Genomic DNA, 20259 nt, shown 5'->3' on the forward strand with positions numbered 1-20259 from the left:
GATGTCGGACATGCGCATCGCGGTCACCGGCTCGACCGGTCTCATCGGAACGGCACTCGTCCGCTCGCTGCGGTCCGACGGACACGAGGTGGTCCGCCTGGTGCGGCGGGCGCCCCGGGCGGCGGACGAAGTCGAGTGGGACCCGGAACATGGATATGTCGACACGGCCGGCCTGATGGGCTGCGACGGGATGGTGCACCTCGCGGCCGCGGGGATCGGGGACCGCTACTGGACCGCGGCGTACAAGCGGAAGCTGCGGGACAGCCGGGTGCTGGGCACGGCCACCGTCGCCGAGGCGCTGGCCTCGATGGACAACCCGCCCCGGGTGCTGCTGAGCGGCAGCGCGGTCGGCTTCTACGGCGACACCGGTGACCGGACCGTGGACGAGTCCGCCCCGCCCGGCGACGGGTTCCTCGCACGGCTCTGCGTGGACTGGGAGGAGGCGGCGGCGCCGGCCCAGGAGGCGGGCATCCGCACGGCGTTCGCACGCACCGGGCTGGTGGTCTCGGGCGAGGGCGGGGCCTGGGGCCGCCGGATCATCCCGCTCTTCAAACTGGGGCTGGGCGGCCGGCTCGGCGACGGCAGCCAGTACTGGAGTCTCGTCGCGCTGCGGGACGAGGTGGCGGCGCTGCGCCACATCCTGCAGACGGAGGAGCTGTCGGGGCCGGTCAACTGCACCGCGCCGGAGCCCGCGACGAACCGCGACGTGACCGCCGCGATGGGGCGTGCGCTGCGGCGGCCGACCGCCCTCGCCGTCCCGGCCCCGGCACTGCGGCTGGGCCTCGGCGAGCTCTCCGAGGAACTGCTCGGCAGCAAGCGGGTGCTGCCCCGGCGGCTGCTCGAAACGGGCTTCTCCTTCGCGTATCCGACGATGGACGCCGCGGTGCGCTCCGCGCTGACCTGACCGCCGGCCGGTAACCCGGTCCCGCCCGCCCCGGTCCCCGCCCCGGGGAGGACGTGAGATACGGGGTCCGCCGCGGCCCGTTCGACCGCCCGGCGCCCGGCCCGTTCCGCGTACCGCCCCGACGGGGTCCGGCAGCCGCGGGCGAGCTGCGACGGGCCGGGGTCGGCGGGCAGCCGGCGACAGGTTCCGGACAGGCGTCGATTGACCGCTTTCGACCGCTCTCTTCCACCTCTTGACCAGCCAACAATCCCTATGCGTTCATCGTGCGACGGGTGTGCGCCCGTGCCCGGTCGATGCGCGACTGACTACGACCGAATTCGTTCCTACGCTCGTCCATAACTCGAGCATCCCGAGAGGCCGTTGAGGGCATGAGGTCCCCAGCGGCCGGGCAGGGCCGCTCAGCGCGAGACACCGCCGACCTCGGGGAGGGGCCCGTGCTCAGCAGCGCAGCACGCCACAACACACACCGGACGGACGTCGTCGTCGTGGGCGCCGGGCTGGCGGGTCTCTCCGCGGCGCACCAGTTGACCGAGGCGGGCGTCGGGGTCACGGTCCTGGAGGCGGCCCCTCATGTCGGGGGCCGGATGGCAACGGACGTGGTCGACGGCTTCCGGCTCGACCGCACCCCGCAGCTCCTCAACACCTTCTACCCCGAAGTGCTCCGGACTCCGGGCCTCGGCGGTCTGACGCTCCGCCCGCTGTCGTCCGGAGTCCTGGTGCAGCTCGGCGGCCGGCACCAGCGGTTCGGCGACGCCCGGAGCTCCCGCGGCGCGCTGACCGCGGCCCGCGCCCTCGCGTCGGCCGCGCGGTCGCCGCTGGGCGGCGCCCTCGACCCGGCGCGCGCCTCGGCATTCCTGAACCGGCTCGCCGCTCTCCCGGCCGACCGGCTGCTCACGCGCCCCGAGCAGACCGCCGCCGAGGCCCTGCACTCCCGGGGGCTGCCGGGCCGTACCGTCGACGGCTTCCTCCGGCCGCTGCTGACCGCCCTGCTCAGCGACCCGGGCATGAACACCTCCAGCCGCTGCGCCGAGCTGGCGCTGCGCGGCTTCGCCCGGGGCCGGCTCTGCCTGCCGGCGGGCGGTGCCGCCACCGTCCCGGAGCTGATGGCAGCGGCGCTGCCCCCGGGCACCGTGCAGACCGGGGTGCGCGCCGTCGCGGCGTCCACCACCTGCGTCGACACCGCCGAGCACGGGCAGTTCGCCTGCCGGGCGGTGCTGGTGGCCACCGGTGCGCGCGCCGCGGCCGAACTCCTTCCGGGCCTGCGGGTCCCGGACTTCCACCCGGTGACCGTGCTGCACCACACGGCCGAGGTCTCCCCGCTGACCGAACCGACGCTCCTGCTGGACGGCGAACGGCGCGGGCCGGTCTCGCACACGGCGGTCGTCAGCGAGGCCGATCCGTCGCGGACGCCGCCCGGCGGGGTCCTCATCACCTCGACGGTGCTCGGCTCCGCCGCCGCCCAGTCGCCGGACGTGCTCGACAAGGCGGCCCGCGGCCAGCTCGGCGAGCTCTACGGCACCTCCGCGGACGGCTGGCGGCTGCTCGGCGCCCACCACGACCCGGAGGCGGTGCCCGCCATGGGCGCGCCGCACGACCCGCGGCGTCCGGTGCGGGTGCTGTCGGGCCTGTACGTCTGCGGGGACCACCGCGACACCAGTACGGCCCGCGGCGCGATCCTCTCGGGCCGTCGCGCCGCGCACGCCGCCCTGCGGGACTTCGGCCTCCCGCCTGCCGAGGAACCGCCGGCGCTGCCCGTGGCGGCCTGAGGGAGGACGCACCGGCGCCGGGGCCGGCCGGCGGTCGCCGGTGCGCCCCGTCGCGTCCGTGTGCGTCCCGCTCGCAGGCGCGTCCTGCCCGGACACATCCCGCCCAGCCAGGGGGACGGCCCGGTCACCGGCCCGCACCGCCCGTCCCCACACCCCCATCGTGCCCTCCCCCCTGCCGGGCCTCACACGCCGAGCGCCGCCACCCGCTCCCGGTACCCCCGGACCGCCGGCGCCTCCTTGTAGGGCTCCAGCCGCCGTTCGAAGTCCCGGACGTACTCCACGGCACGCGCCGACCGCATCTCGGTCGCCTGCTGGGCGGCCTCAGCCCCCAGCGCGCACGCCTGCTCCAGCTCGCCCATGCCCAGCCGCGCCGAGGCCAGCACCACCCGGCAGAACAGCCTGCTGCGGGCGAACGCCGTGCCGCGCAGCTGCAGGGAGCGCTCCGCGTGCTGCGCGGCGACCCGGTACTGCTGGAGGTCGCGGTGGCAGTGGCCGAACTCGTCGGCGAGCTGCGCCTCGTCGAAGAACCGCGCCCAGTGCGGCACCTCGTCACCGGGCCGTGCCGCCTCCAGCGCCTTCTCCGCCCGGGCGAGCGAGGTGGTGCAGGCCCGGACGTCGCCGACCACGCCGTGCCCGCGCGCCTCCACGGCGTGCAGCAGTGCCTGCACCACCGGCGGCGCTCCGCTGCCGACGCCCTGCTGGGCGACCCGGGCGAGCTGCACCGCCTCCCGGCCGTGCCCCAGGTAGACGGCCTGCCGGCTCATGGTCACCAGCACATAGCTGCCGTACGGGCGGTCCCCCGCCGCCTGGGCGAGCCGCAGGGCCTGGACGAAGTAGCGCTGCGCGAGCCCGTGGGCGGCGATGTCGAACGAGGTCCAGCCCGCGAGCCGGGTCAGGTCGGCGACGGCGGCGAACAGCCGGCGTCCCGTCGACTCCCCGTACGCCCCGCGCAGCATCGGCTCGGCCTCGTGCTCCAGGTAGCGGACCAGGGCCTGCCGGGCGTGCCCGCCGCCGTACGCCTGGTCGAGGGTGCGGAACAGCTCCGCCACCGAGCGCAGGGCCGCGATGTCGCCCGAGGTGACCCGCTGGCCCGCCACCCGGTCGGTCTGCCGCTGCCGGGGCACCTGGACCCGGCCGGGGGCCTGCGCCCGCCCGCCGGTGTCCCCCGGGGCGCCGGGAGCACCGCCGGACCGGGGGGCCGGTGCCGCGGGCGCCTCGACGCCGCGGCCGACCCGTTCGTCGGGCCGCCCGATCAGCCAGTCCCGGCTGGGCACGACCAGCCCCGCCGGGGTGAACGCGATCTTGCGCAGCTCGGCGTGGCTGCCGGAGTCCTTGCGCCACAGCCCGCTGACGATGTCCACCGCCTCGGCGGGGCTCGCCGCGAACTCCAGGCCCGCGTAGACCGGGGCGCAGGCGTCCAGCCCCAGGTCCTGGGCGGAGAGCCGGCGGCCCAGGCGCCGGGTGAACACCTCGGCGATCAGCGCGGGCGTCGTGCCGCGCGGCTGCTGGCCGCGCAGCCAGCGGGTCACCGAGGTCTTGTCGTAGCGCAGGTCGAGGCCGTGTTCGAGGCCGAGCTGGTCGACCCTGCGGGCGAGCCCGGCGTTGGAGAACCCGGCCTCCGCGATGAGCGCGGCGAGCTGACGGTTGGGAATGCGCTGCTGGGGTCGATCCGTCATCGGCTGTGCGGTCTCCTGCCTTCCGGGCCCTGGGAGCAGAGGGCGCGAAAAGGCGACGAGCCTGCCGCTTCCCCCCGATCACCCATGTGGAACGGCGCGAACTTAACGGCCGTGGCCGCCCTGATCGCGGCCATCGCGTCGTATTCATCCGATCGTGTGAGCAAACGCCGGGCGGGAGCGACGGCCAGGCGCCGCACGCGGGACCGGGCGGGGCCGCCCGGGGCCCGGGAACCCGCGTGCCGACATTTCGGGACCCCGGCCGTACAGTGGCTACCGCGTGAGAGAAGCAAGACGTGAGTTCGAAGGAGCCCCCGTGAGCGCTGCCCCCTCCCAGGAGACGGCCCCCGTGTCCGAGTCCCTGCGCTTCGTCCACCTGGGCTTCGGGGACGCCGCCGTCGAGTACACGGCGGCGTGGGAGGAACAGCGGCAGGTGCACGCGGCGCGGTTCGCGGACGAGATCCCGGACACCTGTCTGCTGCTGGAGCACCCGCCCGTCTACACGGCGGGACGGCGCACCACCGACAGTGAGCGCCCCCTGGACGGGACCCCGGTGGTCGACGTGGACCGCGGCGGCAAGATCACCTGGCACGGCCCGGGCCAGCTCGTCGGCTACCCGATCCTGAAGCTGCCCCGCCCGGTGGACGTGGTCGCGCACGTCCGCCGCCTGGAGGAGGCGCTGATCCTGACCTGCGCCGAGTTCGGCGTGGAGACCACCCGGGTCGAGGGCCGCAGCGGGGTCTGGGTGCTCGGCGACCCGATCGACCAGCGCCCGTCGACGGGCAGCCTGGCGCTGCACCTCGACCCGCGGCTGGACGACGACGAGTTCGACCCCCGGCTGCACGGCCCCGAGTACGCCCCGTCCAACGCCGGCCAGCGCCGCGAGGACCGCAAGCTCGCCGCCATCGGCATCCGGGTCGCCAAGGGCGTCACGATGCACGGCTTCGCCCTCAACTGTGATCCCGACAACACCGCGTACGACCGGATCGTGCCGTGCGGCATCCGCGACGCCGGGGTCACCTCGATCTCCGACGAGCTGGGCCGCCGGGTCTCCGTGACCGAGGTCGTGCCGGTGGTCGAGAAGCATCTGCGGGCGGTCCTGGAGGCGGCGAACCCGCTGCCCCGCCAGGTCGCGCACGCCGAGTAGCCGGGCCGGCCCGGTCCGGCGCCGTCCGGGGGAATGTCCCCACAGGCGTACGGGTTGGCCACCGCGTAGGACCGTATGAACAACGGGCGTACCCTGGTGTGCGCCGAAGAATCGAAGTCGTAGGGAGCCGGACGTGTCCGCAGTTGCACCCGACGGACGCAAGATGCTGCGCCTGGAGGTCCGGAACAGCCAGACGCCCATCGAGCGCAAGCCCGAGTGGATCAAGACCCGGGCGAAGATGGGGCCCGAGTACACCCAGATGCAGAGCCTGGTGAAGCGTGAGGGCCTGCACACGGTGTGCCAGGAGGCGGGCTGTCCGAACATCTTCGAGTGCTGGGAGGACCGCGAGGCGACCTTCCTCATCGGCGGTGACCAGTGCACCCGGCGCTGTGACTTCTGCCAGATCGACACCGGCCGCCCGGAGCCGCTGGACCGGGACGAGCCCCGCCGCGTCGGTGAGTCCGTGGTCACCATGGACCTCAACTACGCCACGATCACCGGCGTCGCCCGCGACGACCTGGAGGACGGCGGCGCCTGGCTGTACGCGGAGACGGTGCGGCAGATCCACGCGATGACCGCGGAGCGCACGGACGGCCGCACCAAGGTCGAGCTGCTGGCCCCCGACTTCAACGCCGACCCCGACCAGCTCGCCGAGGTCTTCTCCTCCCGTCCCGAGGTGTTCGCGCACAACGTGGAGACGGTGCCGCGGATCTTCAAGCGGATCCGCCCCGGGTTCCGCTACGAGCGGTCGCTGGAGGTCATCACCAAGGCCCGTGAGGCCGGTCTGGTGACCAAGTCCAACCTGATCCTGGGCATGGGCGAGACCCGCGAGGAGATCAGCCAGGCGCTGCTGGACCTGCACGACGCGGGCTGCGAGCTGATCACCATCACCCAGTACCTGCGGCCGACCGTCCGGCACCACCCGGTGGAGCGCTGGGTGAAGCCGCAGGAGTTCGTGGAGCTCTCGGAGGAGGCCGAGGAGATCGGCTACTCCGGTGTGATGTCCGGGCCGCTGGTCCGGTCCTCCTACCGCGCCGGCCGGCTCTTCCGGCAGGCCATGGACCGCCGCTCCGCCGCGGCCGCCCCGCAGGCGGGCTGAGGCGCCGGTTCCGCCATTCGGTCGGTGACGCGGCCCGTACGTTCCCACGTACGGGCCGCGTCAAGGTGTGTACGGGCCACGTATGGGTTTCATTGGTGTTTGACCAACCGGTCACGTGCTGGTAACACCCATCAGTGACTCTGATGGGACCGGGGAGTGACCCCGGGTAAGCACAGCGCAGTTGGTAAGCACAGCGCAGTTCCGTTCCCGCCCACCCGCTCCGAGGGGACTTTCGCCATGCAGGCCGCGCCCGTCCGCGCCACCGCCATCCCGTCCGTCACCGACGCCCTCCGCGCCGTGGAGGAGGTGCTGCTCCGCGGCGGCCAGCGCACCGCCCGCCAGAACGCCTGGACCGCGGTCCTGGAGGACCGTCGCCGGGCGAACGACCGGCGGGAGGCTCAGCACGTGCTGGAGGCCGTGGCAACCCGCGCTCCGCAGGCCACGTAAACTCTGGGGCATGGCGAGGAAGGAAACATCCGAGAACCCCGGGCGGCTGCAGCAGATCGCCCTGACCTACAAGATGACCAAGCGGGTCGACTCCAAGGTCGGTCTTGTCGTCGCGGCTGTGGGAATTGTCACCTTCGGTGTCCTCCTTGCGATCGGCTTCCTGATCGACCACCCGGTCTACCTGGGCCTCCTGGGCTTCCTGCTGGCCTTCCTCGCGATGGCGATCGTCTTCGGACGCCGGGCCGAGCGCGCTGCCTTCGGGCAGATGGAAGGCCAGCCCGGAGCCGCGGCCGCGGTGCTGGAGAACATCGGCCGCGGCTGGTCCGTGACCCCCGCTGTGGCGATGAACCGGAACCAGGACATCGTCCACCGGGCCGTCGGCAAGGCCGGCATCGTGCTGGTGGCCGAGGGCAACCCGAACCGGGTCAAGGCCCTGCTGGCGTCCGAGAAGAAGAAGATGGCGCGCGTCGTCGTCGACGTACCGGTGCACGACGTCGTCGTCGGTGACGACGAGGGCCAGGTCCCGCTGAAGCGGCTCCGCACCACCCTGATGAAGCTGCCGCGGGTGCTCCCCGGCTCCCAGGTCACGGTGGTGAACGACCGGCTGCGCGCGCTCGGCGACCTGATGAGCAACATGCCGATCCCGAAGGGCCCGATGCCGAAGGGCATGCGGATGCCGCGGGGCGGCAAGATGCGCTGAGCCGGCGCAGGTGAGCCCGCGCGCTCACGGTGGACCGCCGCTCGCGGTGGGCTGCTGGTGCGGCGGACGACGGCGCACTCAGCGACCGGCGCGCGAGCGCGTCGAGCAACGCGAAGGGCGGCCCGGAACTCGGTTCCGGGCCGCCCTTCGCGTTTGTGGGGCTCCGCGTTTGCGGGTCGGGTGCCGCTTGTGGGCGGGTGCCGCTTGTGGGGCGGATGCGGGTTGAGGGGCGGCGTGCCTGCGGGGCACAGGAGGTGGCCGTCACCGTCGGCTCGCCTGCGAGGCCGGGGCGGGGGCCGGGCGGCCGGGCCCCGGGCGGACACGGCGGCTTCTGTGGGCCGCCCACTCCCGCCGGTACCTCGGATCCGGATCCGGTGCCTCAGATCCGTACCTGGGTCGCCCGCTCCCGGGCCTGAGCCCCGGATCCGGACCCGGACCGCCTGCTCCCGGGCGGGAGCCTCAGATCCGGACCTGGACCGCCCGCGCCAGCCGGTCGTGCAGCCCCCGGCCGTCGCGGTCCCAGATCAGGGCCGGGACCAGCAGCGCGAGCAGGGCCGAGCGGAGCACGGCGTACGGCAGGGACAGGCGCGTGCCGTCCACGGCGATGACGCGGATCCCCAGCAGCCGCTTGCCGGGCGTGTAACCCACCGTGCCGACCGTGAGCACGCTCAGCACCACGAAGACCAGCAGGGCCCAGTTGTTCGCGGCCGAGAGGTCACCGCGGGCCAGCAGCCCGTAGCCGATCAGTACGCACAGCGCCCAGTCGATGAAAAGGGCTCCGAAGCGCCGCCCGAGGGGAGCGATCGAGCCCGGTCCGTTCTCCGGGAGTCCGAGGCGCTCACCGCGGTGGCCGAAATCGACCCCCATCTCCTCGGCTGCGGCGCGGGGACCGGAGAGCCACGATCCGATTGCTTGCCTATTGTCCACCCGACCACGGTACTGGGACCGCATACATTCCCCGACGGCCAGGCCCCCGTAGAACCGCCCCCGGCCCCGGCCGGGCAGGGGCCGGAGCCCGGCCTCCGGGCCCGCCGGTCCGGGTCCGCGCTGGTCACGGGCGTCCGGACGGCGCCACGGCTGCTGAGCGGCCTTCCCGGCCCGTTGCGCGGGGCTGCGCCGCACAACTTCCGAGGAGGTGTTTCATAGGGTGTGACGGGCGTATGCCCGCCTCATCTGCGGAGGCGGACAGCGACGCCCGGCGGTTAACCTCAGCGAAACAATTGGGTCATGCTCGGGAAATCCCGGAATCCTATGGTCGGGGCCAGCGTGCCACCGCACTGGCCACGCCCCGAGCAGCAATCCCGCCCCCTGGCGGCGGGCTAGGAGGAGTTGGATGTTCCAGAACGCCGACGACGCGAAGAAGTTCATCGCGGACGAGGACGTCAAATTCGTTGACGTCCGGTTCTGCGACCTGCCTGGTGTGATGCAGCACTTCACCGTTCCGGCGGAGGCGTTCGACGCGGACGAGGAGCTGGCCTTCGACGGCTCGTCGATCCGTGGCTTCCAGGCCATCCACGAGTCCGACATGGCTCTCCGCGCGGACCTGTCGACCGCCCGTGTCGACCCGTTCCGCAAGGACAAGACGCTCAACATCAACTTCTTCATCCACGACCCGATCACCGGCGAGCAGTACAGCCGTGACCCGCGGAACATCGCGAAGAAGGCCGAGGCCTACCTGGCCTCCACCGGCATCGCCGACACCGCGTTCTTCGGGCCCGAGGCCGAGTTCTACGTCTTCGACAGCGTGCGGTTCAACACCAGCGCGAACGAGTCCTTCTACCACATCGACTCCGAGGCCGGCGCCTGGAACACCGGTGCCGTCGAGAACAACCGCGGCTACAAGGTCCGCTACAAGGGCGGCTACTTCCCGGCCCCGCCGGTCGACCACTTCGCCGACCTGCGCGCCGAGATCTCCCTGGAGCTGGACGCGGCCGGCCTGAAGGTCGAGCGCCAGCACCACGAGGTCGGCACCGCCGGCCAGGCCGAGATCAACTACAAGTTCAACACGCTGCTCGCCGCGGCCGACGACCTGATGCTCTTCAAGTACATCGTGAAGAACGTCGCCTGGCGCAACGGCAAGACCGCGACCTTCATGCCGAAGCCGATCTTCGGCGACAACGGCTCGGGCATGCACGTCCACCAGTCGCTGTGGTCCAACGGCTCCCCGCTGTTCTACGACGAGGCGGGCTACGCGGGTCTCTCGGACACCGCCCGCTACTACATCGGCGGCATCCTCAAGCACGCCCCGTCGCTGCTGGCCTTCACCAACCCGACGGTGAACTCGTACCACCGCCTGGTGCCGGGCTTCGAGGCCCCGGTGAACATGGTGTACTCGCAGCGGAACCGTTCCGCCGCGATGCGTATCCCGATCACCGGCTCGAACCCGAAGGCCAAGCGCGTCGAGTTCCGCGCCCCGGACCCGTCCAGCAACCCGTACCTCGCCTTCTCGGCGCTGCTGCTGGCCGGTCTGGACGGCGTCAAGAACAAGATCGAGCCGGCCGAGCCGATCGACAAGGACCTCTACGAGCTCGCCCCCGAGGAGCACGCAAGCGTCCCGCAGGTCCCGACCTCGCTCCCCGCGGTGCTCGACGCCCTGGAGGCGGACAACGAGTACCTGCAGGCCGGCGGCGTCTTCACCAGCGACCTCATCGAGACCTGGATCGACTACAAGCGGACGAACGAGATCGCCCCGATCCAGCTGCGCCCGCACCCGCACGAGTTCGAGATGTACTTCGACATCTAAGAACGCCGCAGGTCAGGGTGGGTTTCCGCTCCCCTGGGCCGTCTGTGGGCCGTCGGCCGTGTTCTTCCGCTCCCGGAAGGCACGGCCGACGGCCTTTCAGGGAGGACGGGGCTCAGGCCGCGACCGGAGCCCCGTCCTCGTTGCCGTCCTCACCCTCCGGGGCTGCACCGAACGCGCCGTCGATGGCCTTCCGTGCGCGATCCTGGCTGTTCGGCATCAGGTGCGTGTACGTGCGTCCCGTCACGCGTCACTCCCGGGTGGGGTACGGCGAAGACGGCGTGCCGATCCGAGTCATGGTGACCGTGGCGCCGGGGCACCTGAACACCCCCGTCTAGAGAAGCGTCCGAATTGCGGGGTCGATCACCATGCGCATCGTGGGTGGGAACCCGGGTGATCGGTCCATCCCTTCGGCGATCTCTCCCAGCAGGATTTCAGCCCCAACCGTCCAGGGATACCTGAGGCCGCCCACCAGCCAGGTAGCGATGGAGGGCGCCGGCCGTTGTGTCCACGAACTCGCCGGGAATCGCGTCGGCTGCGACCCACCGGACCTGGGCATGCTTGCGCGGCTCGCGGTTCTCGGGTTCGCCGGTCCATTCGTGGGCGGCGAAGACAACGGTGAGAAAGCCGTTGGGCGCTTCGACCCCCCAGGCTCCGTGGATGATGTGGGCGACCTGTAGGGCCTCCGGCTTCACTGTCAGGCCGGTCTCTTCGTACAGCTCGCGCACGGCGGTTTCCGTGATCGGCTCGCCGGGTTCGCTCTTGCCGACGGGAAGGTCCCACATGCCTTGGGCGAACTTGGCGTTCCGGCTGCGTTGGAGAAGGACGACGCGGTCGGTGGCCTTGTCGTGGACGATGACTGCGGCGACCAGCAGGGTCATGGAGTCGAGGGCGGGCTTGAGAGCTTTGGGCTGGTCGTCGGTTGTCCGCTGAGCCACGGCTGTATCCCTTCGTCGGCCGGTTGGTGGGCAGCTCAGGCCCGTGCTTCGGGTGCGCGGCGGGCGAGTTCGGCGGCTCCGGGCTTTGGTGGCGCTGGTGGATAGTGAGGCCATCGCGTACCGGTGGGTGCGCCTGCCCTCAGCCGTCGAGCAAGCTCCGGAGTTCCGGGACGGACAGGCGGGCGGACGGGGCTGCGGTTCCTGCCTTCATGGGGACGCCGTCCGCCGCCAGCATTTCGGCCGGTGAGTCGGTGCGGCCGGGGTCGGACCATCGGAATCCGGTGCTGACCTTGCCCTTTGCGTTGAGGACGCGCCACGGGTTGGGGCAGTCGCCGCAGTTGGCCAGGTGGGAGCCCACCGGAACGGCGTGGCTTCCGATGACGGCGGCCACGTCTCCGTACGTGGTCCACCGCGTTGGAGGCAGGGCACGGAGCAGGCTGTGGAGGCTCGTCCAGTCCCGCCCTGTGCTTCCGACCTGCCCGGCCAGGTTTGACAAGCTCAGGCCGGCCAGTGCCGACCATTCGTCCGGGTCCACTCCTTCAGGGACAACGCTTGTGTCCACGTCCCACCAGGTGGTGCCCTGGATGCCGCTGACCTTTCGCCCTTCCACCGCCTGGAAGATGTGATCGGCCAGGCCGGTCGGGGTGTACTGCAAGCCGTCGGCGTCCCAGGTCAGCGGCTTGGTCACGTCGTTGGTCCAGGTGGCGGTGGATCGGCCGGCTTCCTCGCCCGCCCACTCACGGATCCTCTCCTGGATGTATTGCGGAGCACCGTGCCGGGGGATCAGACGGAGCCGGGCCCCATCCGGAAGCAACGCGGCTGCGAACAGCTTGTGGACCGCGTTCCTGGACTGTGAGCGCTCCTGCAAGGTCTGGGCGACGACACCGGATTCCTTCCGGGCCGGGGCGAGGGTGAACTCCTCCGCCTCCGGGGTCGGATAGACCTTGGTGAAGCCGGCGACGAGGCGTTCCTCCACTTTCCAGAGATTCACCTCGATGAGGTCGATGTCGAGGTTCATCTCCGACAGCCACACCACGGTGTGCGTCACCTGCTTGGGGAAGGACCCGGCGATGATCACCTGGCGGGGCCGTCGCAGCACCTCGGGCGACAACTCACCGCCCACGTGATCGAGCAGGCGATTCCGGCAGTCGTCCAGGCCGAGGGGCTCGCCCCTTCCCGCCAGGAAGTCGCGGTGCGCCTCGGCCAGCGTGTCGAGGCTGAACCGGGACACCAACGCGGCATAGGTGATCGCCTGGAGATGGACGTCCCGGTCCGCCATACCGCGTTTGAGTTCCGCGACCACGAGCTGCCCGGTGGTGTCCAGGCCCAGCACGTCCAGCCGGTCACGTGCCGGCACCCCGTCGGTGTCGGCCCAGCGGTCGTACTCCGCCGTGACGACCAGCACGGAGTCACCCAGGATCTCCGGGTTGGCGATCACCCATTCCTGCAGGTGCTTGCGCTCGTACAGGCTCTCGGTGGCCAGGGTCGTCGGCGTCGCCGGCTCGGCCGACTGTCCGGTGACCGTGAGGAGATGGTCCACGCGTCCCCCGTTGGCTGTGGGTCAGATGTGCGGGGAGTCTAGGCCGGGGCCGGGCCACTTCACGCAGGAACGGAAGTATCGAGATCAGTCCGACCGAATCCGCTGGACACTGCACAATCCGGTTGCTCTGCCCTGTTCGGACGTCCCGCCGATGGTGCGACCTCCCCCGCCCGCCTTCCGGGTAAGGGAGTTGGCCGTGCTGAGAGGATGCCGGGCATGTCCTCGTTACCGAACGATCGCGCGGTCCGCGCCGCGGTGAGTGTCGCCGCGGAGTACGGCCTCCGGTGTACGGAGCCTGTGGTTCTCGGGCGGATGAGCAATGTGCTCGTCCATCTGGCGCCGCATCCGGTGGTGGCGCGGGTCGCCGGAATCATGGGGGACCTGCGGGACGGCGCGGCCGAGTGGCTCGCGCGGGAGGTCGCCGTCGTGCGGCACCTCGGTGGGCGAGGCGCGGTCACGGTGTCCCGTCTGCCGCCCGGGCCGCACCTGTACGACGGGCTGGCCCTCACCTTTGTGGCTCTGGAGCGGCCGGATCCCGCCGCCGTGCTGGATCCTGTCGAGACGGGCCTGTCCCTGCGCAGGCTGCACGAGGGGCTGCGGGGGCTGGAGTTGGAGCTGCCACGGCTCGGGCTGCTGGACGAGTGCGCCATGTGGTGGGACCGGTTGTCGCCGGACGCGGACCTGCCGGAGGAGACCTTGGCCCGGATCCGGGACCGTCATGCCGAAGTCCGAGCCGCGGTGGACGGGTTGGGGTCCGGAGAGCAGGTTCTGCACGGCGACGCCCATGCGGGCAATGTGATGGCGACGCCCCGTGGGCTGGTGTGGACCGACTTCGAAGATGTCACCGTGGGGCCCCCGTTGTGGGATCTGGCATGCCTGGCCGCCCGTGCACGGGTCCTGGGCGAGGGAGAGAGCGGGTACGGCCCCGAGTGGGCGGACGCGGCGATCCGGGCGTACGGCGCGGATCCGCGCGATCCCCGGCTGGGTCTCCTGGTCACGGCGCGCACGCTCGTTGTTGCCGCGTGGGCCCTGGCAGCGGGAGCGGAGGGGACACGGCTGAGGGCGGCCGGTTTCGATCGGGTCCGATGGCTGCTGGCGGAGGGCGCGGAAGGGGCTTGAGAGCCGCTGCCCGCTCGGACATCCCTCGGCGGCCTTGCTGTGGGCGAGGACGGTGTCTGTGCCGTGCTGTACGGTCGCTGGCGCCGATGATCGAAGGGAGCGGGACACCGTGGCCGATGCCGAGTTCCTTGCCGTGCTGACCACGACCGACAGCGAGGACCGCGCCCAGCGGCTCGCCGCGAGCGCGGTGGAGCAGCGGCTCGCGGCGTGTGCTCAGATCGACGGGCCCGTCACGAGCGTCTACCAGTGGCAGGGGAAGATCGAGGCGGACGCCGAGTGGCGCGTGCTCTACAAGACCACCGCCGCCCGCTACCCGGAGCTCGAGGCGCACATCAAGCGCGTGCACACCTATGACACCCCCGAGGTCATCGTCACCCCCATCACGGCGGGGAGCGATGAGTACCTCGCGTGGCTGCGGACCGAGACCGTCGGCTGACCTGGGCTGGGCTGGGCTGGGCTGGGCTGGGCTGAAGTCACCTGACCCGTGCTGGGCTGAACTCACCTGAGCTGAGCGGACCTGAGCCGGCCCGGCCCGTGGCCGGCTGCCCCGGTCCGGGCCCATGACCTGCCGGTGTGTACCGGGGAGGGGCTGCCTGTCCGGGCCCGTGACCGGCCGGCCTGCGCGCGTCCGGTCCGCACCGGGCAGGGCCCCGGCAGCGGTGCACCCGCGCCCTTCTCCGACCGTGGGCGGGACCCGCAGCAGTGCGCCGGGGCGGTGCGTGCGCGGTCGGTGTCCCCTGCGCTACACCCTGCCCCCGGATGTCCCGGTTCGGTGGGACTGGTGGGGCTGGTGAGATCTATGGGGTGCATGATTCGGTAACTGCAGACGAACCGGGCCTCAAGTGACACACTGCGCGCGTGAGGCATGAAGAACATGAGCTCTTCCGTACCGTCACCTTTCCCTTTCCCGAGGGGCGCTTCCCCCGGGACCTGGGGGCCGTGGTCCAGCGAACCGTGGCCGAAGGAGACCTTCCGGCGCTGACCGTGGTGCATGACACGGACGGCGACTGGCTGGTCGGGGACGGCGTGAACGACCCCAATCTGCCGGGCGCGTGCATCGTCCACTGCCTCGTCCATCTCGCCGAGGCGGATCCCTCGCTCGCGGAGACCGCTTCGCTGCCGGCCGGCTATGCCGCCTACCGGGACGGGCCGGACCAGCCCTGGTCCATCGAGCCCTTCTCCTACGAGGACGGCAGCGACGCTCCCGCTCCCCCCTCTGCCAGTGGCGAGTCCCCCGTCGACACGGTCAGGCACTGCACTCCCCCCGGGAACGGCGCTCCCCGCGGGACCGGAACACCTGGCGACACCGGAACGCTGGGCAATACCGGCTGAGTCCGCGGCAATCCACGCCGCCCAAGCCCGCCCGAGGCCCCCAGGGCCTCCCAGGCCTGCTCCTCCACTGCGGGCCGCCGGGACAAGATGCCGCGCAGGCCGCCCGGCGGAGCGGCCTGCGGCGCAGCACCCGCACGTCCCTCGGCAGTGACCCGACGACCGGCGACTCGGCGACCCCGAAGGACGAAACGCCCCACGGAGGGCGAAAGTGGGTGATCAACTGCCGTAGCGTGGGGCCGCCATCGCCGCGTCCCGTTGCTTCGGGAGGAGCGCCCCCGTGTCCGAGCAGCCGTCGCCGCCCGCGCCCGCCGAGTACCACGTCGAGACCTCCGACAGTCTCTTCGGCGGGGTGTACGGGCTGGTGCTGGCCAGCGCCCTGCTCTCCGCGCTCCAGGCCGAGGGCGCCAGTTACACCCCGGTCTACGACGCCCTGTGGGTGCTGGTCACGGCCATCTCGTCGGCTCTCGCGCACGGCTACGCACGCCATATGTCGACCTATCGTCCCGGCACGGCGGGCCACCGCTGGCTGATGCTCCTCCGGACGTTGCTGCGCGAGTGGCCGCTCGTGACCGCGGCCCTTCCAACGGTGCTCCTGCTGTGCGTGGCCGAGCTGGCCCACTGGTCCGAGGAACCGGCCACGGCGGCGGGGCTCGGCGTGAACACGGTGCTGCTGTTCGGACTGGGCATGTTCGCCGCGCTGCGCATGGGCTACAAGCAGGGCGGGGCGATCCTCATCGGGCTCGCCGACGCCGCGGTGGGCCTGCTCATCGCGATCGCCAACGCCATCATCAAGTGACTGGGCCGGATCAAGTGACCGGGCCGGGTCCCGTTCAGGCAGCAGAATGGCCCCATGATCGGCAATCTGCAGTGTGTGGTGCTGGACTGTCCCGACCCGCGGGCCCTCGCCCGCTTCTACGCCGCGGTCCTCGGCGGTGAGGTCGACCGGCCCGACCGCCGCTGGTCGCTCGACGCGGAGTGGTCGACCCTGCACACCCCGGGCGGCCCCGTCCTCGCCTTCCAGCGGGCGGCGGACCACCGGCCACCGCGCTGGCCGGACCCGGCGCATCCGCAGCAGTTCCACCTCGACGTCGGGGTGAGCGACCTGGACAGGGCCGAGGCGCGGGTGCTCGCCCTGGGGGCCACACGGCTCGCTCCGGCGGTCACGGAGTCCGGTTCCGAGCCGGACGCCGACGCTGTCTCCGAGACCGGTGCCGACCCTGTCTCCGCGGCCAGTTCCGGGAACGGTTCCGGGAGCGGTTTCGCGGCCGGTTCCGGGCCCGGTTCCACGGCCGACTCCAAAACCGGCTCCACGGCCGATTCCGGGGGCGGTTCCGCAGCCGATTCCGGGACCGGCTCCGCGACCGTTCCCAAGAACGGCTCCGGCTCCGATTCCGGCCCCGGCTCGGACTCCGTTCAGGACGAGCCGGGTTGGCGCGTATACGCCGATCCGGCCGGCCATCCGTTCTGCCTCGTCCGGGAGTGAGGCCCGGGGCGACCGGGCTGCCGTCCCGCCCGGTCACCCCCGGTCGCCGTTCCGCCGAAAGGAATCGGCCGGAGACGTGCGTCGCATTCCGTATCAACTCCTGGTCGAGGAGAGCGCGGGCGATGCCGGTTCTGCTTCAATGGGGTCATGGCCAGCTTCCAGAACACCGCACCGGGTCGCCACGACCTCGAGCCGTTCTGGCCTTCACGGCAGCACCACGACTTCGACCGAGTGTGTTGCCGCGCGATTCCCGCGCAGGCCCCTTTCCAGCGCTGACGCCGTCCCGTCGCAGTCAGCCGCCGACCGTTCCGGTCGGCCACCGGCCCGCGCGCCGTACGTCCCTCGACGACTTCTCCGCGCGAAAGAGCTGAGCTTCCATGACCAACACCCGTTCGCTGTCCGCCGCTCCCGTCTCGCCGTCCGCTCCGCTGGGCCGGCACCGGCTCCGCGCCGTCGACCGGGACGAAGTGGTGCAACTCGCCGACTTCCTGCCGCCCGGCACCACCTGGCTGCCCGCGCCGCAGCACACACTCCCGACCCTGCCGGGCCAGCCGCCGATGGTCGGCTACCTGGTCCTGGTGCCGGCGGACGCCCCTGCCGCGGGCGTGGTCCCCGTCCCGTCGGCTGATCCGTCGTACCCGGCCCACGAGTCGGCGCGGGGAGCCGGACCGGTGCCGGAGACCCGCCCCGCGCCGGAGACCGCACCCGAGGCCGGGCCGGTGCGGATCGACGCCGACCGGCGCATCGCGACCGTCGACGGCCGGCCGCTCGACCTGACCTACCTCGAGTTCGAACTGCTCGCCCATCTCGTCGCCCACCCGCACCGGGTGCACAGCCGCGACCAGCTCGTCACCACGGTGTGGGGGTACGGGCACGTGGGTGACGGCCGGACCGTGGACGTCCACATCGCCCGGCTGCGCCGCAAGCTGGGCGTGCACCGGGAGTCGATCGTGACGGTGCGGCGCGTGGGCTACAAGTACACGCCGCCGGGACGGTAGCCCGACTCCACCGGGCAGTTCGCCGGCCGGCAGGTCATCTCCGCTTCGTCACCGCGCGGCTCGGACGACCCCGAACCGCGCGGGTCCCCGGTACGCGAACGGCGTACCGGGGACCCGGGGCTCTCTGCGTCAGGAATGCGCCTGGGTCGAGCCGGCGCGACGGCGGGCGACGGCTCCCAGCGCGGCATCCACGACGAGGAACGCCAGCAGGCTCAGCCCGAGCAGCGGAACCAGCCAGACGATCACCAGCGTTGCGGCCGCCAGCGGCAGCAGCACCGGCAACGGCACCCGCCGCCAGGCGCCGCGCGGCATCGGCCTGCCGAACGTGAGGCCCGTGCTCTGGGCGGGCCGGCGCCGCCACCACATGACGTAGCCCCAGACGATCAGCAGGATCAGCGCCCCCGCGAGCGCGATCAGCGCGATCTGGTTGACCAGCCCGAGGAACAGCCCCTGGTGGGCGTCGATGCCCCAACGGGTGAGCTTGGCGAGCAACGGGTAGTCGGAGAAGCTCAGTTCGTCGGTGACCTCGCCGGTGGCCGGGTCCACGGCCACCGCGTCCAGGTGCACCGGCCACTCCTTGTCGGTCTGCTTGACGAGGTACGCGGTGCCCGGCTCGGTGGGGGCGGCGATCTCGATCGGGCCGGTGAGCTTCCGGTCGAGGGCGGTCGCCAGCACCCGGTCGAGGCCGACGTCCTGGCCGGTGTGGGCGCCGTGACCGCCGCCCCCGTGGTGGCCCGCGTGGTCACCGTGGCCCTGGCCACCGCCGTGCCCGCCGCCGACCTCGGCGGAGATCTCCGGGGTCGCGCCGTGCACCTGGGTGCGGAGCACGTCGATGTTCTCCCCCGCGTAGGTCGACCAGGTCAGACCGGTCGCCGAGAGGAAGACCAGGCCGAGCACGGCCCACAGGCCCACCGCGCCGTGCCGGGAGAGGGTGCGGCGGCGGCCGGTCGCACCGCGCTCCGGCAGCAGCAGACCGCGGGCGCCGCGGACGGTGCGCCGGCGCTTGATCCACAGCAGCAGGCCGCCGAGGGCGACCACCCAGAGCCAGCTGGCGGCGAGTTCGCTGTAGAGGCGGCCCGGTTCGCCGAGCTTCAGATTGGCGTGGAACTCGGAGACCCAGGTGCGGAACGGCAGCGCGCCCGATCCGCCGTAGCTCTCCAGCGAGCCGCGGACCTCGGCGGTGTACGGGTCGACGAACACGGCCAGGGACTTGCCCTCGTCCACGCTCGGGTCGCTCAGCAGGACCCGGGTGGTGGCGCCGTCCTCCGTGGAGGGCCAGACGGCGGTGAGGCTGCCGTCCGGGTGGGCCCGCAGGGCCGCGTCGACCTGGCGGGAGAGGGGGACGGTGTGGTCGCCGACGGGCGCGGTCAGCTCGTGGGCGTAGACGACCTTCTCGATCTGGTACGAGGCGGCGTAGAGCAGCCCGGTGACGGCCGCGACCAGCAGGAACGGGGCTATCAGGACGCCGGCGTAGAAGTGCATGCGCAGGACGAGCGGGCGCAGGGCGGCCCAGCCGCTCCGGCGGCCGTCGTCGCCCGGGTCGGTGGACGGGTCGGTGGACGGGTCGTCGATTGCGCCGGTGGACGGGGCGGTGCCCTTGTCGGTGTCCCTATCGATGCACTCCGAGGAGGCACCCTGCGATCCGGCGTCGCCCGGGTCGGCCTCCGGGGACGTGCTCTTCTCCGAGCCTGTGGCCTTCTCCGGAGCCGTGCTCCTCTCCGGAGCCGTCTGCTCCGGGACCGTCTGCTCCGGAGCCGTCTTCTCCGCGGCCGTGCTCGTCTCCGGCCCGGTGGCCTTCTCCGAACCTGTGGCCTTCTCGGCGTCGGTGGACTTCAGCGAGCCGATGCTCTTCTCCGGGCCGGGCGGCGCGGAGGGGGTGTTCTCGGTCCCCGTTACGGGGTCGTCAACGGACATGGGGTCCTTCGGTCTCGGCTCCGCGTACGGGTGGACCGGTACGCGGCGGGGTGGAGACCGTCGTGCGATGGGCGGCAGGGCAAGGCAGCCGCACCAGCGGCCGACGGCCGTGGTGGAAAGCACCCACCGGCAGGTCCGTCCGCGGACGGAATCCGCGGAACCGCGCCCGGTATACGTCCCGAGCCCCGATCAGACCTCACGGGACCGGACCTACGGAACCGGCCCTCGCAGGCCCGGCCTCACAGGAACCGGCCCTCGCAGGCCACTTCACGGGGTCAGGGCCTCACGGGACCGGCCTCACGAACGCCGGATTCCCCGGAGCGGGACACCGGAACCCGCTCCTGACGGACGGGGCCCGGTGCACGGACCGGAACACGGAATACGGAACACGGAAGGCGGGACGCGGGCCCCGGCGGAATGCCGGAACACCGGGAGGCCGAACCGAGACGCCGGAGTGCC

Annotated in this window: 18 protein-coding genes and 1 pseudogene; 13 read left to right on the top strand and 6 right to left on the bottom strand. The window is 72.2% G+C overall.

Features of this window, described 5'->3' with window-relative positions; translation table 11 throughout:
* Window position 1: 1 nt before the first annotated feature.
* Window positions 2-904 (top strand): TIGR01777 family oxidoreductase, encoded by a 903-nt coding sequence (locus AC3EQ1_RS26910; protein ID WP_432096925.1) that lies wholly within the window; start codon window positions 2-4, stop codon window positions 902-904.
* Window positions 905-1338: 434 nt separating this feature from the next.
* On the top strand, window positions 1339-2670 hold the full coding sequence (locus AC3EQ1_RS26915; RefSeq protein ID WP_432096926.1) for an NAD(P)/FAD-dependent oxidoreductase: 1332 nt from the start codon (window positions 1339-1341) through the stop codon (window positions 2668-2670).
* 182 nt (window positions 2671-2852) lie between these two features.
* On the opposite strand, the gene AC3EQ1_RS26920 is transcribed toward AC3EQ1_RS26915, so the two are convergent.
* Window positions 2853-4346 (bottom strand): NsdA family TPR-like regulatory protein, encoded by a 1494-nt coding sequence (locus AC3EQ1_RS26920; RefSeq protein WP_432096927.1) that lies wholly within the window; start codon window positions 4344-4346, stop codon window positions 2853-2855.
* Window positions 4347-4659: 313 nt separating this feature from the next.
* Here AC3EQ1_RS26920 and lipB point away from each other — a divergent pair, with 313 nt between their 5' ends.
* The 4 genes from lipB (at window position 4660) to AC3EQ1_RS26940 (ending at window position 7736) form a co-directional block, all read left to right on the top strand.
* On the top strand, window positions 4660-5490 hold the full coding sequence (lipB, locus tag AC3EQ1_RS26925) for a lipoyl(octanoyl) transferase LipB (protein ID WP_432096928.1): 831 nt from the start codon (window positions 4660-4662) through the stop codon (window positions 5488-5490).
* Window positions 5491-5623: 133 nt separating this feature from the next.
* The gene (lipA, locus tag AC3EQ1_RS26930) at window positions 5624-6589 is read left to right on the top strand and encodes a lipoyl synthase (RefSeq protein WP_432096929.1); all 966 of its coding nucleotides are present in this window, start codon (window positions 5624-5626) and stop codon (window positions 6587-6589) included.
* Window positions 6590-6826: 237 nt separating this feature from the next.
* Window positions 6827-7036, top strand: a complete 210-nt coding sequence (locus AC3EQ1_RS26935) for an SCO2195 family GlnR-regulated protein (protein WP_351513726.1) — start codon at window positions 6827-6829, stop codon at window positions 7034-7036.
* 10 nt (window positions 7037-7046) lie between these two features.
* Window positions 7047-7736, top strand: coding sequence for a DUF4191 domain-containing protein (locus AC3EQ1_RS26940; protein ID WP_432096930.1), 690 nt, complete (start codon window positions 7047-7049; stop codon window positions 7734-7736).
* Between the two features lie 459 nt (window positions 7737-8195).
* Here the strand turns inward: AC3EQ1_RS26940 and AC3EQ1_RS26945 are convergent, their stop codons facing one another.
* Complete coding sequence (locus tag AC3EQ1_RS26945) at window positions 8196-8663, bottom strand: RDD family protein (protein ID WP_388844992.1); 468 nt, start codon at window positions 8661-8663, stop codon at window positions 8196-8198.
* A 406-nt stretch (window positions 8664-9069) separates the two neighbouring features.
* On the opposite strand from AC3EQ1_RS26945, the gene glnA reads away from it, so the two are divergent.
* A complete protein-coding gene (gene glnA / locus AC3EQ1_RS26950; RefSeq protein WP_388844995.1) occupies window positions 9070-10479 on the top strand; it encodes a type I glutamate--ammonia ligase in 1410 nt (469 codons plus the stop codon).
* A 112-nt stretch (window positions 10480-10591) separates the two neighbouring features.
* Here glnA and AC3EQ1_RS26955 read toward each other — a convergent pair whose 3' ends face one another.
* The 3 genes from AC3EQ1_RS26955 to AC3EQ1_RS26965 all read right to left on the bottom strand — a co-directional run bounded on the left by AC3EQ1_RS26955 (window position 10592) and on the right by AC3EQ1_RS26965 (window position 12954).
* Window positions 10592-10723 (bottom strand): hypothetical protein, encoded by a 132-nt coding sequence (locus tag AC3EQ1_RS26955; protein ID WP_432096931.1) that lies wholly within the window; start codon window positions 10721-10723, stop codon window positions 10592-10594.
* A gap of 187 nt (window positions 10724-10910) precedes the next feature.
* Window positions 10911-11414 carry an NUDIX domain-containing protein gene (locus AC3EQ1_RS26960; RefSeq protein WP_432096932.1) on the bottom strand — a complete coding sequence of 168 codons (504 nt, stop codon included), beginning with the start codon at window positions 11412-11414 and terminating at the stop codon, window positions 10911-10913.
* A gap of 139 nt (window positions 11415-11553) precedes the next feature.
* Window positions 11554-12954 carry a DNA-binding protein gene (locus tag AC3EQ1_RS26965; RefSeq protein ID WP_432096933.1) on the bottom strand — a complete coding sequence of 467 codons (1401 nt, stop codon included), beginning with the start codon at window positions 12952-12954 and terminating at the stop codon, window positions 11554-11556.
* A 312-nt stretch (window positions 12955-13266) separates the two neighbouring features.
* On the opposite strand from AC3EQ1_RS26965, the gene AC3EQ1_RS26970 reads away from it, so the two are divergent.
* The 6 genes and pseudogenes from AC3EQ1_RS26970 (at window position 13267) to AC3EQ1_RS26995 (ending at window position 17886) form a co-directional block, all read left to right on the top strand.
* Entirely contained in the window at window positions 13267-14073 is an 807-nt protein-coding gene (locus AC3EQ1_RS26970; RefSeq protein ID WP_432096934.1) for a phosphotransferase family protein, read from the top strand.
* Window positions 14074-14182: 109 nt separating this feature from the next.
* On the top strand, window positions 14183-14509 hold the full coding sequence (gene cutA, locus AC3EQ1_RS26975; RefSeq protein WP_388845004.1) for a divalent-cation tolerance protein CutA: 327 nt from the start codon (window positions 14183-14185) through the stop codon (window positions 14507-14509).
* A gap of 422 nt (window positions 14510-14931) precedes the next feature.
* Window positions 14932-15405 carry a hypothetical protein gene (locus AC3EQ1_RS26980; RefSeq protein ID WP_432096935.1) on the top strand — a complete coding sequence of 158 codons (474 nt, stop codon included), beginning with the start codon at window positions 14932-14934 and terminating at the stop codon, window positions 15403-15405.
* 277 nt (window positions 15406-15682) lie between these two features.
* The gene (locus AC3EQ1_RS26985) at window positions 15683-16201 is read left to right on the top strand and encodes a hypothetical protein (RefSeq protein ID WP_432096936.1); all 519 of its coding nucleotides are present in this window, start codon (window positions 15683-15685) and stop codon (window positions 16199-16201) included.
* A 54-nt stretch (window positions 16202-16255) separates the two neighbouring features.
* A pseudogene (locus AC3EQ1_RS26990) lies at window positions 16256-16561 on the top strand (VOC family protein); the annotation flags it as partial.
* A gap of 704 nt (window positions 16562-17265) precedes the next feature.
* A complete protein-coding gene (locus tag AC3EQ1_RS26995; RefSeq protein WP_432096937.1) occupies window positions 17266-17886 on the top strand; it encodes a winged helix-turn-helix domain-containing protein in 621 nt (206 codons plus the stop codon).
* 129 nt (window positions 17887-18015) lie between these two features.
* Here AC3EQ1_RS26995 and AC3EQ1_RS27000 read toward each other — a convergent pair whose 3' ends face one another.
* Entirely contained in the window at window positions 18016-19800 is a 1785-nt protein-coding gene (locus AC3EQ1_RS27000) for a PepSY-associated TM helix domain-containing protein (RefSeq protein WP_432096938.1), read from the bottom strand.
* Window positions 19801-20259: the final 459 nt, after the last annotated feature.

It is taken from the genome of Streptomyces sp. bgisy100, from assembly GCF_057709105.1.